This is a genomic window from Bacillus sp. ILBB4 (assembly GCF_035064545.1).
Taxonomy (GTDB): domain Bacteria; phylum Bacillota; class Bacilli; order Bacillales; family Bacillaceae_H; genus Priestia.
In genome coordinates this window covers 78,057-94,074 of record NZ_JAIQVD010000011.1, presented here as the reverse complement: position 1 = coordinate 94,074, position 16,018 = coordinate 78,057, and the positions used below count along the sequence as shown (strand labels likewise).

Here is a 16,018-nt window from a genome sequence, read left to right as displayed (position 1 = left end):
GAAACTAGGTAAATGCATATTCTTGCTTTGATAAGAAAAAATGGAGGTTTTTGTCATGAATTCAGAAATGCATTTGTTACCTAATTTATATTTTCAAGAAAATCAGTTACCCTATGGAGATATGAGGTTTGGAAGACCAGGTTTTGGTGGTCCTGGCTTCGGCCGCCCTGGTTTTGGAAGACCTGGTTTCGGTTTTGGACGCCCCGGATTTGGTTGGGGACCTGGTTTCGGGTTCGGGTTCGGTTTTGGACGCCCTGGATTTGGTTGGGGACCTTGGTTTGGCCCTGGAATCGGTTGGGGAGGGCCCTGGTTTTGGTAGTCCCTTTTTATATTAAATGAACTATATCCAAAAAGCCTTAAGATCAATGATCTTAAGGCTTTTTTTGAAATAACTTACTAAATTTAGAAAATCAAAGCTTTATAAATTTATCAATTTCAGCATGTTCAGTTTCTTTACTTAAGTGACTTGCCTATAATGAATAAAACAAATGATGCAACAAACATAAAAAACATTGGCTAAGACTTAGCCAATGTTTTTTATGTTTAGATAGATACCCTGAGGAGGGCTTTTTCCAAAAAAAACGGATGATTCTTCAGAATTCAGATTACATTCTATTCATCGACCTGTTTTCAGGTGAATTATCTATATGAATAACATTTAACAATTTGAGCAAACTACCCAAGATGATTAGAGTCATCAATAAAACATAGTTTTTTCTTTTTTTAAACTGTATAGAATATACAAAGTTAGTTAATATAATGTGCATTATCAGCAATTGCTAAGTATATATAGAAAAAGTGAATAAAAAAAGCTAGCATCTAGCTAACTTTTTTTCAAACAAACTGGATTTAATGATTAGCATCCTCCAGCGAAGCCGCCAAAACAAGAAGCACCGATAATGATTAATAAGATAAACAGCACAATAATTAAAGCAAAACCACTACCAAAACCACAGCCGCCTCCGCCATAGCCGCAACCGCCACCATAACCTCCAAAGCCCATATTTTCACCCCCCTATATGTTTAATACTCTTAAGATATGTATAGAAAATTAAAATGCCAGCCCATACTCTGAACTGGTAAAAATAATAGGATTTTGTAGATATATATAAACCCTTTAGATTAGTTTACATAGAATGAATGAACCATCCGATTTAAGCCCGTAGATCAGTTACCTCCCTAACGGATTTGCAGTTGTTAAAAAAACAGAAAAACCCCCTGCCGCCTGGGAGTTTTTCTGTTTTTTAGATGTATATCATATATATGTTTAGTTAGCGTAATGGATTGTATTGGAATTTATTATCTGAAAAGGTTTTGAATATTATTAGAGAAGGCTCTAGGAATGCCACTTCGATAAAGCCATCTTTATTTTTTTAAAAAAAACAATCTGTCTTCCAATACAGATTGTTTTTTCTTTTTTTGATTTTGTGAATTATGAAGGTGAAAAATGAAGTTAAAAGGATTCTACGTGTGAGACGAAATTTATTCAAGTTACATTATATGCCTACATTTTTCTTTAGGTAACTTGCCTAAATTAATATTTTTCTATCATTTGAACAAACTACTCAAAATGTAATAAAGCATCAGCTAACATCTATATTTTACGACTAGAAAAACTCCCCATAAGGTAGTTTTTTCGTTTTTTAAGCTGCGTATTTTATACATCTTTAGTAAACATAATCGTTATTCCCAGAAATGATAAGAGCCCCTATTTTATTGAATAAGGGTTCTTCTTATTTAGTTATTACTATGAGTAGCTACCGAAGCCTCCGCCAAAACAACTACATCCAATAATGATAAGAAGAATAAATAATACAATTAATAAAGCAGCTCCAAATTCGCCGCAATTAGACGTATAAAGAATCCCTTCTCTATTAGATTTTTATCACTTTCACAGATAAAATAGTCCTCTTACTTTTAAGAAACTAGTCTATTATAAATAAATTTAAAATGACCAAACAGGCATATGTAAAAGCCTTTCAATTGATTTAAAAAGGCAGACTTTTCTTTCTACAGTATTTATCTTAAAAAGACTACTGCGTGGTGAACAGTGGTTCTTTCTTTTTTTGCTGTAGTGAATATACAGGTGTAGTTAAAATAATACAATTTATAGATAATAGTCACCTTAACCTTTGATTAATAATACTAAGATTTATCTTGTAATAAAAATCCCTTGAATTATACAAACTCAAGAGATTTCTACATATAATTAATATCTTTATTTATAAAAAGGAGTGAATATATGAATCAAAATATACCTCAGTATGTTGCTTTAACTTTTGATGATGGACCGTCAGCTTACACAATCTCCATTTTAGATATTCTAAAAAGATATAATATATCCGCAACATTCTTTGTTGTTGGTTCAGAAGTGAAAAAATTCCCAGATATAATACAAAGAATTTATAGGGAAAAGCATATCATTGGCAATCATACTTGGAACCACCCTGATATAACAACCCTTTCAAGGAATGAATTGTGGAAGGAAATTAATTCGACAAATATTCAAATCAAGAAAATAATAGGACATTCTCCAGATTTATTTCGTCCTCCCTATAGTTCAATAAATGATAAAAATGCTGATGCTATTAAGAAATTTGGGATGACTTCCGTATTATGGAATGTAGATAGTAAAGATTGGCAGGAGAAATCCCCCTTAAGTATACAAAAGAATGTCATTTCAGGAATCAAGAAAAAGAGTCTCATTGTAATGCATGACGGGGATCAATACGGTAGTGGACCTAGAGACCAAATCGTTACTTCATTGCCTGAAATCATTACATATTTATTAAAAAATAATTATCGTTTTTTAACAGTTCCAGAGTTCCACCAAGTTGCATACAAAATTGAAAAATGGTCCTAAAAGGATGGTTAACTTTTTTATATTCGGCTCAACAGTAAGATAGTTTTTTCTTTTTTAGCTGTATATGATATATATATTGTTAGTTAACATAATGAATTAAATCGGCAGCTACACTTAAATCATTTTCAATACCTATCAATAATTTTTAGTTCGATCCATGATAAGACCTTTCCATTTTTTGAGGGCACCCCATATTATAATAAAGGTCTTTATGAGTTCTACATGGAGTGCTTTCCTTGACGGGAAAGTGCCCTTTTATTTTGTTGTCTCCTTCTACTTTTTTGAATTCTTAAAGAATTCTTTCTCCAAAAGCTGAACAAGAGAATCTTTTTTGCTCATACCTTCTTCAATACATCTCTTAGCAAATTCTTTAAATAATTCTTCTGGTATATCAGCATTTAAACGCTTAAATCTAGGCAGTGTTTTAAGCATATTAAGCTTCCTCCTAAAATGAGTGCGCACTCAAATAAGTGATAATTAAAGGATATAATTACCATATACAATAACCAAAATTAAAATGGTTATTTAGTAATTAATTACCTATAACAGAAATCTTGAATATCATAGGGAGAATTAACAAATTAAAATCCGGGGGGATACAATGTGACCAAACTATTTGCTATCAGTGCAGGTATGTCCTTTTTTGCCGTTGCTAAAGCTGAGAATGAAAAAGAAGTACTTACTATTCTTGTTAACCGAGAATTAGAAGAACAAGAGGATTTTGGTATCAGAGCGCATATTGATGACTTTTCGATTGAAGGGCTGTGTGGTGATTTCTTCCATGATGAAAAGGGATCATTTATCGAAGGTCACATCTTAGACTACCCTCGCCATATAAGGAAAATGGGCACTAAAGAGCGTGATACCTATATCCAATCACATGTCGAAAAGAATGCTAGAATTTTTTGGAAAGACAATCCATTTTATGCGGAATTGTACTTGCGGGAATTCAAAAAGTATAAGGCAGCAGGGGAAGACCTAGGAAATACGTTCCGTCCTCATTTTTCGGATGAATTTTATTTCATTACGGCCAAATTAATTATTACTGAAACGGATTGGTACGGAGAAGATTTTCAAATCATTGAAATTGACTTAACTAACCGTAATTACCAGCTTATTTTCGAACTTACTTTAGAGGAAGATTAGTTAACATAATAAGCATTCTAAGAAATAAAAAAGCCATGTTCTTAAAAAGAGAACATGGCTAGGGAAGATGAAAAGGTTGTAATACATTATATATACTTTATAAATAAGTTGTATTAGACAATAATCTAATTTTAATAAATAAAATTAGATTTCTAGAGCAAACTATTCAAGAAGCTGTAAAGTTTCCATTCTTCAATCAAATAAATGTAACAGAAAAGCACCAGGAGTTTTTCTTTCTTTTAAGCTGCATATGATATACATGTTTAGTTAACAATTTCTTCTTAAGTATGCTTCCCGATTCCTCTATATTAAAATAAATCTATATGGAACAACCCGATAATAAGATCCATATAATAATATTATATTTCTTTGTCTTTTGTCATTTACTTACCATATCTTCATAAAGATATGGTTTTTTTAGATCAATCCATATAAAATAAAAAAGGACAGATAAACTTAATTCTGTCCTTTTTATTCTCAACAAATAAATTAATATCCACTAAATCCTGTACAAGAACAACCTACAATGACAAGTAAAATAAATAGAATAACAATTAATGAAAATGCCATTAACTATAACATCTCCTACTTTTACATCATAGGATTAATTAATAAGAAGACTTGAAACATGAGCAACCTACAATAATTAATAAGATAAATAAAACGAGAATTAAAGCCAAACTAAAACCAGATCCACCATAACTAGATCCACCGTAGCCACAGCCACCATAATTGTTTCCACCCCAACACATCAATAACTCACCTCCACTAAATACTAAGAAAAATTAATCTCTACTCTAAGGTATGTCCTTAAAGCTAAATTCGATTGGACAAACACATTAATAGGCATAAAAATAAATTTTATGCCTATCGTCATTATTATTGTGTATATAAAAATTATGATGAAAAAGCCTGTTATTATAAAGAAGTTGCTATCTTAGAAAGTATAATATAAAGAACATAATGATTATAAAATACATATAGTATTCATGTAATAGCTCACACAAACTTATCTATAAGCCATATTCTTTAACACTCGAGGATATGGCCTTCGTTGAAAAATATACGTATTTAACAATATTTATTTTAAATATCTGTTTCCAATAGATTTATTTAATTTAGGCTATATTGACGATCATTAAACAAAGACCTGTTACTTAGGCGGTGTTAGTAACAGATCCTGTAAAGGAAATATGAAATAGGATTTCCTTATACGCCGCTAAGATATCCTACGTAAAATTAGTGAAACAACTTATACTAATGTCTATAAAATCATTAAAAATATAAATTATTTATCCATAAAAAATAACGCCAGCACTTATCCAAACCCTTTTTATTACTTTACATACCATAATGTTGAGCAACCTCCTTGCTCTTCCAATAGATCCTGAGTTTCTATATTGCTACTATCTTAAAGAAAAAACTACTGCCTAGTGATAAACATTAGTTTTTTCTGTTTTAACGATTTCTAATTTTCATAGAAGGAGCAAAAATCGTCCAAGCTTTTTTCATTAAACTACATATCATAATTATATATCTTGTCTTACGAAGGGAAGTGACGATATGTCTTTGGAACATCATTTTCGTGGAAATGGCTATCGCCATTGCAATGTAATATTTGTGACATTCGATCAAACAACTGGCAGAGTGATCCTTATTAGTCCTTCCATAGGCACAATTCCTCCAGTTTGTGAAAATGACACATCCATCCAAGATCTTACCGTGTGCTTATTGAAAGACGGCTATACAATTCAAGCATTCTATCAGGAAACCTTTGTCTTCTCAAAATGTAAAAGCTACTATGATACAAAATAGGAAATGAATAAAACTCTATAGCCCGGGCAAACTACTCGAGAAGTCTTCTAAGACTTCATCCACAACTTATTTTCATCTATCAGTAGAAAAAACGACCTTCCGCCTGGGAGTTTTTTCATTTTCAAGTATATACTCTCACTATATCAATGAAAGTTAATAAAATTTTTATAATATCAGCACTTGTCCAACCACTTGTAATTACTTTATATATCATAAATTATGCATTGACACCTTCTATCTCTCCCTATAAATAAGAGAAAAAACTACTGATTCACACACCAGTAGTTTTTTTGATTTTAAAGATATATATAGTATAAACTTTTAGTTCATATAATATTTTTTATCAACCTTAAAATCCCCTTCAATAATTAACTGAAGAGGATCCTGATGTGTGATTAGTGTATTTCGAAGGAACTTAAAAGGATGATTATATTATCTACCAAATAAATTATATTCATTAGCTTACTTTTAGTGAATTGTCCACATGAATAAAACAAAAATAATTAGAGCAAACTACTCGAGACACCGTGAGGCATCTACAACCAATTTTCTTCCTTAGCAAAAAAGCTATTGGCGCCGGATGAGCCAGTAGTTTTTTTCTCTTTTCACCCTGTATATGGTATACATCTTTAGTTAACATAATGGATTTTATAGGCAGTCATAACACAAAATGAGAAACATAAAATACAATAAGGAACATCAGCCTGATCTTTCCTTACGAAAAAACAATCCAACTCCCACGGATTGTTTTTTCTCTTTTTATATAATGATTAATTTTTTTACATATTGAGCAAACTACTCAAGACGCCGTGAGGCATCTAACCAATCCTGTAAAATTCTTGTTGTTTAAAAGTAGAAAAAACCTACCTCTTTTGACTGGGAAGAGATAGGTTTTTCTGCTTTTAAAGCTGTATATCGTATACATCTTTAGTTTACATAATGTCTCTTTCCGGTACACACCATAAAAAAGAACCCTTGTGGGAGTTGGGTTCTAAGGAGGTTACGATTTCTGTAATATGCAGCTTTTTATACATCCTTGATAAATCAGCTTTTTCTCTTGAGGTGATTGAAGCCACGATGTATAAAAAGCGCACCTTTTATACATATGCAAAAAAAGAAAAATATATATTTATTGGTAAAATATGATACAATATTCAACAGCAAAAAAACTACTGGTTCCCTCCGTTCCAGTAGTTTTTTCTATTTTCAAACTGTATCCGATTTTATTAATGAGATTAATGACCTTTAGGATAATTTTTATAGCCTTCAGGTACATCTTTTATTTAGTATCGCTTATTGCAATCTAGGAATTAGAAGTATTATCAATTTGTCCTTGATCACTAATATCTGGATCACAATTATTATTTAACATATGCGCCACTGAAGGGGAAGCATTGCCAAATGAAAAACAAGCTCCTACTGATTTTGAATTAGCCGTATGACTGTTTTGAACATTATTACCTATATCTAGATTAGCGTTTTCTGTAACTCCATTAGCATTGAAATTTTGCACATTAATATTAGATGGCATAAAGAATATACTCCTTTATTCTTAAACTTGGCCTGATATTGGCATGGAAGGGTTAGCAATTTGATCTTGATCACTAAAATCGGGATCAAAATTACCATTAGCCATCCAAGCTGTAGAAGGAGAAAAGTTACCTAAAGAAATATTAGCTCCTACCCACTTTGAATTAGCTGTATGACTATTATGAACCGTGTGACCAAAATCCACATTTCCATTTTGAGTAATACCATTGGTCAGTACATTACCAATAATAATAGAATAAGGCATAAGATTACTCCTTTCTCATTTTCTCACTTTACAGAATATAAAATCATCCATTCTTTATAACAACTGTTTCATATATCCTGAATTTTAAGTGATAAAGAGATAATATAAGAGCTAAATTCACTTTAATTGTAGCTTATGTTCTCATTCTTTATTAGGTAACTTGCCCATCCTGAATATTTTTTTATAACCGAAGCAAACTATCCAAGAAGCCGTGAGGCATCTACCACTTTAAAATTCCTATTCTTTTAGCAGAAAAACTACCTTTGGCTGATAGGTAGTTTTTCTGTTTTCAGGCTGTATATGATATACAGGACTAGTTACCATAATGTCTCATTTCGGAACACATCACCAAAAAGAACCTTCTTGGGTTCTAGATGGGGCCTTGTTTCTTCTTTATGCAGCTTTTTATACATATGCAATATCCCAACAGAGATAGCTTTTTTTAGAAAAAGATGTTAATATATAATTCCATAATGATGATGTTCTAAAGGCAACCTCTACTGACGACTGGAGGTTGCTTTTTATTTTGTTAATAAGCTCGCTCACCTTTACAACGATTTTTTGCTCCTCTTGTTTAGCAACTGCTACTTTATCTAAGGCGATGCGATGGGCAGCAGTTCCTCCTTACTCTCTTTCTGATGTTCTCTACATGTTCTAAAAGTTTAAATTGAGCCCATGCCCATTTAATTTTTCGCTTATACTGTTATTATAATGCTCATTTTCAGTAGATATTTCTGTAGCGCATAGAGTTATAAAAACTTTATTATATGTTGGTATTAGGCCTTTCCTGGACGTTTCAAGAGTTATAACGTTTTTTTATCTGTAACTCTTCTGAACTTTGAAACGCTTGTATCGGTGTAAGATCTGTTACCTTTCTCATCTTTATGGAATATAAAACTCCCATTTTCAAAAGTTGTAGCGTACCATACTTAATTACTGTTTGTCTTTGAATACTTAATTGTAACGCCACCTCTTCAGGAGAATAAAAAGCTTAGAGATTTTCTTGTATTCCTTTTTTATAACGGCATTACAAGATGAGTTATAAAATTTTTTGTAACTGGAATTATAATATTCTTTAAACCCTAATGCTTTTCCTCATTCAAAAAGGGGTAGGTCCTAGCGGGAGCTTCGAGCACAAAGAATATGAAATAAAATGATTAATCAATTTACTAACCACAGGTAATTAAGAGCAATTAACAAGCATCACCTATTTTACTAGCCTGTCCTGTAAAACTAAATAGAAGAAGCTAACCTATCCAAAATCATTCGGTTAAGTTTATGGGTCAGTTTTTCTACACCACAACTGAAGGAGCTTGGACATAGTTAGATATAAAAACAGCCGTTGAAATGATTAATTCCAACGGCTGTTTCTTCTGATAAAACTCATTATGATGTCAATTTCATACTTCTACCAGAAAAACAATGAAGCTAATGCAAGACCTGTAATTGCTCCCAGTGCTACAGCATAAGGTGCTCCAAACCCATAAAAACCCCCACCATAAAAACCATAGCCAATACCATTTCTACGTCTCATAGGCTGGATATAAACATGACTTGGAGTTACCCTTGTAATACGTCCAAGATGCGTTCGACCATAACGATCATTAATTCTTACGGTACGTCCACGGTGTCGATGACAAAGTTGATAATAGTTTCCGCCGCTCATTATTAGAACCCCCTTTTTATCTGATATGATATGAAAAGGAAGTCCTAAATGTTTGGACGAGTGTCTTGAAAATTAGGAAATACAACGAAATATACGAAATCCTAATAAATTTTGATACTTTTTAGTTAATCTTTCATGATCATCAAGTAAATCATAAACATTTGAAGGGATTTCATCAGATAAATCAAACTCTGTTCCAAAATCAATATTTTGCTCTTTATCTTCCCCTTCCACTTTATATTCACGCCTACTTACCACTGTGGAAAAGCCTGCCTTTTTCCAATATTCGACCCATTCCAATTCATTAGGGATGGATTGAAAATGATAGAATTCCGAAACTAAACGTTCATCCTGTTCTGTCATTTGTGGCTCTTTTACCGTTTCAATAGCTAAGATAATTCCTCCCTTTTTTAGCACCCGTTTACATTCCTTTAACGAAAAGGAAATATTTGTAAAAGCAGCAACAGATTCTAACAGAATGATATCAAATGACTCGTTATCAAATGAGAGATCCTCCATATCTTCAATTGTAGCCTTGCAGGGTAATTTTAACTGTTCAAATCTTTTATTTGCCTTTTGTACCATAGTTGCATTTATATCACATGCTGTTATTTCACACCCATACCTGCAATATAGGTATGCGGATGTTTGTCCTGTACCACAACCTATATCTAATATGGAGGTATCTCCATTTATTTCCTCTTTTTCTAACAACTGTTTTGTTAAATGTAAACCGCCAGGATGGGCCCCACCAACCCCTAGTAAGGCAAGCATATCCATATACTTCATATGAATCACCTCTTATTTTTGTATGTAACAAGGTATGAGAAAAAAAGTAAAAGGTAATAACTTAATAAAATATTTTTTAGATGTATAGAAATTTAGATTTGCCTTACTTGTATAAATCCGCAATGAATTAGTAAGCATAATTCCCAAGTATCTTAATAAAGCTAGCCTTTTTAATTCAGTGGTTATCTTTATTTAAAACTATTATTTTAGGCGATCATTCTTACTCCTTGTACATATTATAAAATTAACATAACTAAAAGGAGATCTTTAAATTAATGTATAGAAGAACACGTCGACCTATAAACCCTTTTTTTCCACATCAATTTCAGCGTCCGAATACAAAACAAAATAACCCAAGTCTATTGTCCTTTTTTCGTACATCAGATGGAAATTTAGATTTTGACAAGATTGCTGGTACTGCGCAGCAAGCGAAGGGATTGTTTAATCAGTTCAGCCCCTTCATTACAAAATTTCTTAAAAAATAACGTTATAATTCCTTAAGAAATGTTGCGAGGTCCTTATATTCTATTTCCCCCCTCTATAAACCCCTGATATTACCCAATTTATAGTGGGGGATCATTATGTCGGATATAGCTTTAAAAGAGGAACTGCCCTGTCTCAAGTTATATTTCCCTTAATAGATAACGATCATATGAGCTTAGAAACTTATAAAAGCTTAATATGTGGGACAAAGGCCTATTTTACAAGAGCGATAAACCATATAACCACTCAGACAGATACTAAAAATGTGCTGTACCCTATCCACTAATTATTTTTATCTAATATAAAAAATACAAAGGGGTGTTTATTATATGTCTGAATGTGGCGGATATGGATTTGGCGGGGGCTTTGCCTTCCTAGTTGTGCTATTTATCCTTCTTATCATTGTCGGATGTAGTTGTTTTGGCGGATGGTAATCATTGCAAAACAGAGCCCAAGTGAGTCCAAAAGGCTCTGTTTTTTGCCCTTATGACGATTGAATATGTAAGCAGACTGAGAGCGAAAAACAGTCTGCAATACTGAAGGGGTACATATAATGGGTCTTAGGATAATTCAGTGTATGTTAAATTACAGAAAATGTTTATATAAGTTTTATTTGTTTGTACCAACCTTTTACTTTCTTTGTAGCATCACTTTTATCACGACATTGGGCAACTTAATTAAAAAGTTTTAAAAGCCATACCAAGATAAGTATGACCCCCTAGATAAAGATGATTAATATGTAATGACGTGGACGCCGGTATCCACTACTTATATATGTAAATCTTACAAAAGGGTTAACGATTTAAGGCGGAAAACAAAGTTCGTAAGCCCTATAGTAAAATAAGGCCCACGAACTTTACAGGTCATTTATATTCTTAGTACCCCCCACCAAAACAAGAACAACCTACAATAACTAATAAAATAAAAAGTACCACTAATAAAGCGAAGCTGCCTCCAAAGTTACCCATACTTTCACCACCTATAATATTCTTTCTTTATTATATGTACAAGTTGCAAAATTGCTCGCCTAATGTTTTATAGGAATAAAATGCAAAATAAGCAACACATTAATTCATAATATTAATAAGATAGTATATAAGTTTTTATCCCACAAAACTTTATGTAAACTTTCTAAAATTAGCTTGTTTACATCCTTCACTTTTTACGAAAAAACACCCTTTTCATCAGCCATGAAAGGGTGTTTTTTTAATAGCAACTATGATTTTAGTGCTCTTGGTTTAATTAAGCTATCCATCTCCAAAAATAAGTATAATAAAGTAAAAGAGCCACTACATAATATATTGACTCTTTTGTTTTTGAGAAGTGTGATTTAAGATAGTTATGTATAATTTTGTGCATCTTGACTTGCTACGATCATTGAGTTTGCAATCTTTATACACTCATTAAAGTTTCTTATCTTTCGAACATGTATCATTTATTAAAAATGCTCTTTGAACTTATGCTTAGTACTAGCACTTTTTTTAAATCTTTTTTACAGGAATTAGTGAACAAGTATAGAATAACTCAATTATCCTTCTCTATTTCATAAAATGATGGTACTGTAATGAAATAGATTGCACCAGCGCTTCTTTATTCGTCTTAGTTCCCAAAAAGACGAGCAAAGAAGCCTTTTTTATTTTCTCTCCCTTTTTCCTGGGCCGCTGCTGTTTCAAGTAAATGTTGTTGCTGTTGTTTTTGTGATGAGCGAATGTATTCCATCATTTCTTTATCACGGCTCTCTATGTGTTTTTTCATTTGCTCGGCTTGCTTATCAAAGCTGGCTTGCAACTGTTCGAGTTGCCTTTTTGTTTGCTCGCTATCTACTCGTCCTTGGTCCTCTAACTCCCTTAAATCATTTTTAGAATCACTTAAGGCATTCCTATACTCTTCAATTTAATCATTTCTTTTTGTCAAATTTTAAAATTTCCAGTATGAATAAGGAAGAGCATAAGGGGTTTTTGATATCACATGACTGTGATATGCTGGGCAGAGCCCAGCAAAACAATGTTTTCATCTCAAAAAAGGTGATATCACGAAAACTTCCAGTCTGTGGACATGCTGTTTACCTAAAAAGAAGAAAAACGCCTAATATTGATCTAGTACTGACATCAATTTTGGTGCTTTTTTTGCACATGTTGACCTGCTGTGCACTCAACGTCCCCTCAACTTTTATGAAGTTTTAACGAGTTTTTGAAAGGTTTCTTGATGATAATTCGTGAAGTTTTGAGAAGAAGTCTGGGTAGCTTTTTTATAAAACCGATCGTTTCCTCCATCGAAAAAATGTTTAATTTTTGTAAAATGCTGCGTCTCTGATTCTTAACTGTGTTCACTTCTTTGAACAAAATATCTTGCATTTCTGTAATGGAATGGCCATCAATTGCAAGAGCAAAAAGCCGGTGTATATTTAAGCCTTTGGACTATTTCACTTCTTCCTAACGTTCCTACATTAGATTAAAGAGCACAGGTAGGAATTTAAATAAATGGAAACCCTGCTATCGCTATCAATAGTGATTTCTTCGTTGAGGAGTAATTTTCGCTAATGCAGTAAATGTTTCTACTATTCTTAAGTTAGAAGCTGGAGATAGAGTTGATATCTTTGCTCAAAGTAATTTAGATGTATGATCTTAACGGATACCAATAATGTAATTAGTACACATTTTGAAGTTGCTAAATTCCCTTCTCCAACAAGATAAATAAGGGAATTTAATTACTAATAGGGACAATTTATATAAAAATACTTTAGATTGTTTTTATTTTTCTAAAGTATTTTTTATTTAAAAATGAGTACTGTATACATTTTAAGTTAACATAATAAATTTTATAGAAAAAGGATACAAAGAAGATAGTAAAAGTTTTATATAAAACCAGCGCTTGTCCAAACCTTTTTTATTATTTTGCATATTATAAATTGAGCATTGCATTAACCTCCTCCTCTTCCATTAGAGGGCGTTCCATTGCTATGGAGTTGAAGAAAAAACTATTTTTGGGGAAGAAGTAGTTTTTTCTTCTTTCTATACATAAATTCCTGATAACGAAGAAAGCTACTCAAGATACCTTAGGGCATCAATAATCTTTAAGTAGATTATGTATCAAAAAAAATTATCTACTCCCATGATAGTTTTTTCTATTTTACATTATATACGTTGTTCATTCCCAGTAAACTAACTTCTAAAAAATAAAAATACTATTAAAATAATGAAATAGTACAAGCCCTTACTTGAAATTTACATATAATAAATCAAATGTAAATTCATAATTTATATTTAATTTATTGCAATAAGGGGGGGATACAAAGGATGATTAGGGACTTATTAAGAATCTTAGATCCTGGAACACCAGTTCCAACCTTAGTCGTAGGCGGTGCTACACTTACTAATCTTGTATTTTCAAGCTTTAATGCTACAACTAATTTAGCTTCTTTTGCAACTAGAACAGGTACTGGGACAAATGCTAGCACAAATATTGTCACAGTAAATGCTAATGAGATTCAGGCTATAACAACGGCTTAACTAAATGCCCTATTTTAATTTGGAAACAAAAGCCGTTGTAATCAATAATTACAATGGCTTTTTCTGTATTTAACCATGTCCAAACCTTTTTCATTTGGTTACATACCCCACTAGTACAAGTATCTTCTATGAAAGGATAAAATAAAAATGTTTCATAGTGTAAAACGAACTCTAATTATAATGAAATTGATTCTGCAAGATGTATTACAAATAAACTCCTTAGTACCTCCCTATTCCAGCACATTCACAAAGATAGCCTTTCCTGTACCTGAACCACCTGGCATATCCGACTTACCACTCTTCATTTATTTTGATATTGATAACCGTTTTACCTTAGCCCAACAACAATGGATTCGTGATGCTATTAACGGTGTGCTATTTCAATGGTTTCAACATCTAACTGAAAAATGGAATGGAGGCTCTAATAATGGGATCTCCCAATTGGCAAATTGCACTAATTTATACGCCATCAGAAATTTACGACCAACTTGGTATCTAGGGTTACCCATTAATGATGGATTAGCCGCTACTAATATCGCCATGGATCAATTTACTCGACTCATACGTGACAATGGATTTGGACTGGCTCCCCAGGCAAAAATTTTTTCAAATATTTCATTCCCTGCAAATTCTTCCACCATCTTTGCTTTAACAACTTTAGCACAAAGTCAAGTTCCCCTATCCCTTATCGTTAACCCGGCGCAGCTTGATAGTTCAGATTTGAATATTAAGTTTCTCACTGGATCTATGTTTCATGCCTGGCTCCACCGTGCCGGTTTCTATCATCCTAAAAAAAGCGGTCATTTTATTATCGAATGTCCAATGTGTATTATGAGAGGATTTCAAATTAAAGAAACTATCACTCCTGATAGTTTCTATATTCAATTCCTTGATTAAATTTAAGCTGTGTATGATATACAATCTTAGTTAACATAATAAACATATCTAAAGTAAATTATTTTGAGATTTTCTTCATATAGAATTCATATGCTAATGGACAAGTACACAAGCACTTTCTTGATTAAGGAATAGTATATTATGAGAAAAAAAGGAGTGACTAAAGTGAGTGAATACCATGAAAAAAACATGAACACAAAAACAACTGTCAGTCCATCCTACAAAAAGCCTTTGAAAAACTGTTAAAAGACATTTTCGAAGATGATCAAAAAAACACATCGTTGTGGATGTCATAACAAAGATTGAAATTATTATGAAGAACCTTCTAGATTGGACAAGTGATAAATAATTGATTTACGGACTCGCTTTTAAATTAATTTTTCACCCTAAATGTTAACCCATAATTTGAGCAAACTATCCAAAAGCTCGTTAAATATCAAGTCATATAACCCAGTATAAGAAGAGGAAAAGCTACTGTTTAGGCCAGTAGCTTTTTTTCTTCTAAACTCTTTCTGTATTCTACCACCAGTATCTGTTATGAAAGGAGAATAAACACAAGAATGAACGATGAAAAATTTAACTTTAACATAAGAACTCAGTTTAAATTTACAACAAATGATCGTACTTTAGGCTATATTTTAAATAGTATTGCTCAAAAAGGAATCAATATTAATGACTACTCTCAAACAAAAATTAATGTAAATGAAAATCTTATTAGACTTGTAGTTGGAGGTACTAGAGCAGAAACAATTGATGTTCTTCGTTGTGTAAGAAGTATATTCAGAATGCTTGACATTAAGTTTAGTGAGAAAGACATTATTCAAATTGAAAGTATTGCATCTAATGATACTCGTCAAATTAATACTTTGTTTGGTCCTTGTAACATAAGTCAAATGTATTATATGAAACTATAGATGATGCCGTGAGGCATCTACGAAAATCCTTGCAGCAATAGAGCAGAAAAAACCGCTGATTAGCCCTAGCGGTTTTTCTTGTTTTCATACTCTATACCATATACAATGATTTATTTTAATATAAATACAGCTACAGGAAGC

General features: G+C 32.2%; 19 protein-coding genes. 8 read left to right on the top strand and 11 right to left on the bottom strand.

What is annotated here, in order from left to right; translation table 11 throughout:
- Positions 1-55: 55 nt before the first annotated feature.
- A complete protein-coding gene (locus tag LAV82_RS27185; RefSeq protein ID WP_176543553.1) occupies positions 56-319 on the top strand; it encodes a hypothetical protein in 264 nt (87 codons plus the stop codon).
- A 537-nt stretch (positions 320-856) separates the two neighbouring features.
- Here the strand turns inward: LAV82_RS27185 and LAV82_RS27180 are convergent.
- Entirely contained in the window at positions 857-1,003 is a 147-nt protein-coding gene (locus LAV82_RS27180) for a YjcZ family sporulation protein (protein ID WP_074684460.1), read from the bottom strand.
- A gap of 744 nt (positions 1,004-1,747) precedes the next feature.
- Positions 1,748-1,864, bottom strand: a complete 117-nt coding sequence (gene yjcZ, locus LAV82_RS27175; protein ID WP_074684461.1) for a sporulation protein YjcZ — start codon at positions 1,862-1,864, stop codon at positions 1,748-1,750.
- Between the two features lie 378 nt (positions 1,865-2,242).
- Here yjcZ (LAV82_RS27175) and LAV82_RS27170 point away from each other — a divergent pair, with 378 nt between their 5' ends.
- Positions 2,243-2,863 carry a polysaccharide deacetylase family protein gene (locus LAV82_RS27170; RefSeq protein WP_098278596.1) on the top strand — a complete coding sequence of 207 codons (621 nt, stop codon included), beginning with the start codon at positions 2,243-2,245 and terminating at the stop codon, positions 2,861-2,863.
- Between the two features lie 273 nt (positions 2,864-3,136).
- Here LAV82_RS27170 and LAV82_RS27165 read toward each other — a convergent pair whose 3' ends face one another.
- Positions 3,137-3,295 (bottom strand): hypothetical protein, encoded by a 159-nt coding sequence (locus LAV82_RS27165; protein WP_340429876.1) that lies wholly within the window; start codon positions 3,293-3,295, stop codon positions 3,137-3,139.
- Between the two features lie 171 nt (positions 3,296-3,466).
- Between LAV82_RS27165 and LAV82_RS27160 the strand changes: the two genes are divergently transcribed.
- Positions 3,467-4,009: a hypothetical protein gene (locus LAV82_RS27160; RefSeq protein ID WP_499717342.1), complete on the top strand. Its 543-nt coding sequence runs from the start codon at positions 3,467-3,469 to the stop codon at positions 4,007-4,009.
- 489 nt (positions 4,010-4,498) lie between these two features.
- On the opposite strand, the gene LAV82_RS27155 is transcribed toward LAV82_RS27160, so the two are convergent.
- The 6 genes from LAV82_RS27155 to LAV82_RS27130 all read right to left on the bottom strand — a co-directional run bounded on the left by LAV82_RS27155 (position 4,499) and on the right by LAV82_RS27130 (position 10,074).
- Entirely contained in the window at positions 4,499-4,579 is an 81-nt protein-coding gene (locus LAV82_RS27155) for a YjcZ family sporulation protein (protein WP_098278595.1), read from the bottom strand.
- Between the two features lie 38 nt (positions 4,580-4,617).
- Positions 4,618-4,761 carry a sporulation protein YjcZ gene (yjcZ, locus tag LAV82_RS27150; RefSeq protein ID WP_098278594.1) on the bottom strand — a complete coding sequence of 48 codons (144 nt, stop codon included), beginning with the start codon at positions 4,759-4,761 and terminating at the stop codon, positions 4,618-4,620.
- 2,366 nt (positions 4,762-7,127) lie between these two features.
- Entirely contained in the window at positions 7,128-7,355 is a 228-nt protein-coding gene (locus LAV82_RS27145; RefSeq protein WP_029319826.1) for a spore germination protein, read from the bottom strand.
- Between the two features lie 21 nt (positions 7,356-7,376).
- Positions 7,377-7,619, bottom strand: coding sequence for a spore germination protein (locus LAV82_RS27140; protein ID WP_029319824.1), 243 nt, complete (start codon positions 7,617-7,619; stop codon positions 7,377-7,379).
- Positions 7,620-9,027: 1,408 nt separating this feature from the next.
- Positions 9,028-9,285 carry a hypothetical protein gene (locus LAV82_RS27135; protein WP_097812780.1) on the bottom strand — a complete coding sequence of 86 codons (258 nt, stop codon included), beginning with the start codon at positions 9,283-9,285 and terminating at the stop codon, positions 9,028-9,030.
- A gap of 72 nt (positions 9,286-9,357) precedes the next feature.
- The gene (locus tag LAV82_RS27130) at positions 9,358-10,074 is read right to left on the bottom strand and encodes a class I SAM-dependent methyltransferase (protein ID WP_211079298.1); all 717 of its coding nucleotides are present in this window, start codon (positions 10,072-10,074) and stop codon (positions 9,358-9,360) included.
- A gap of 275 nt (positions 10,075-10,349) precedes the next feature.
- Between LAV82_RS27130 and LAV82_RS27125 the strand changes: the two genes are divergently transcribed.
- Together LAV82_RS27125 and LAV82_RS27120 are read left to right on the top strand one after the other, a co-directional pair.
- A complete protein-coding gene (locus LAV82_RS27125; protein ID WP_098526713.1) occupies positions 10,350-10,559 on the top strand; it encodes a YppG family protein in 210 nt (69 codons plus the stop codon).
- A gap of 327 nt (positions 10,560-10,886) precedes the next feature.
- Positions 10,887-10,991 (top strand): YjcZ family sporulation protein, encoded by a 105-nt coding sequence (locus LAV82_RS27120; RefSeq protein ID WP_081715117.1) that lies wholly within the window; start codon positions 10,887-10,889, stop codon positions 10,989-10,991.
- Between the two features lie 441 nt (positions 10,992-11,432).
- Here LAV82_RS27120 and LAV82_RS27115 read toward each other — a convergent pair whose 3' ends face one another.
- Positions 11,433-11,525 (bottom strand): YjcZ family sporulation protein, encoded by a 93-nt coding sequence (locus LAV82_RS27115; protein WP_074684410.1) that lies wholly within the window; start codon positions 11,523-11,525, stop codon positions 11,433-11,435.
- A gap of 631 nt (positions 11,526-12,156) precedes the next feature.
- The gene (locus tag LAV82_RS27110) at positions 12,157-12,312 is read right to left on the bottom strand and encodes a DUF3967 domain-containing protein (RefSeq protein WP_176524227.1); all 156 of its coding nucleotides are present in this window, start codon (positions 12,310-12,312) and stop codon (positions 12,157-12,159) included.
- A gap of 1,541 nt (positions 12,313-13,853) precedes the next feature.
- Here LAV82_RS27110 and LAV82_RS27105 point away from each other — a divergent pair.
- The 3 genes from LAV82_RS27105 to LAV82_RS27095 all read left to right on the top strand — a co-directional run bounded on the left by LAV82_RS27105 (position 13,854) and on the right by LAV82_RS27095 (position 15,877).
- Positions 13,854-14,066, top strand: a complete 213-nt coding sequence (locus tag LAV82_RS27105) for a hypothetical protein (protein WP_029319813.1) — start codon at positions 13,854-13,856, stop codon at positions 14,064-14,066.
- Between the two features lie 147 nt (positions 14,067-14,213).
- Entirely contained in the window at positions 14,214-14,963 is a 750-nt protein-coding gene (locus LAV82_RS27100) for a hypothetical protein (protein ID WP_098526712.1), read from the top strand.
- A gap of 560 nt (positions 14,964-15,523) precedes the next feature.
- The gene (locus LAV82_RS27095) at positions 15,524-15,877 is read left to right on the top strand and encodes a hypothetical protein (protein ID WP_499717341.1); all 354 of its coding nucleotides are present in this window, start codon (positions 15,524-15,526) and stop codon (positions 15,875-15,877) included.
- The last annotated feature ends 141 nt before the right edge of the window (positions 15,878-16,018 follow it).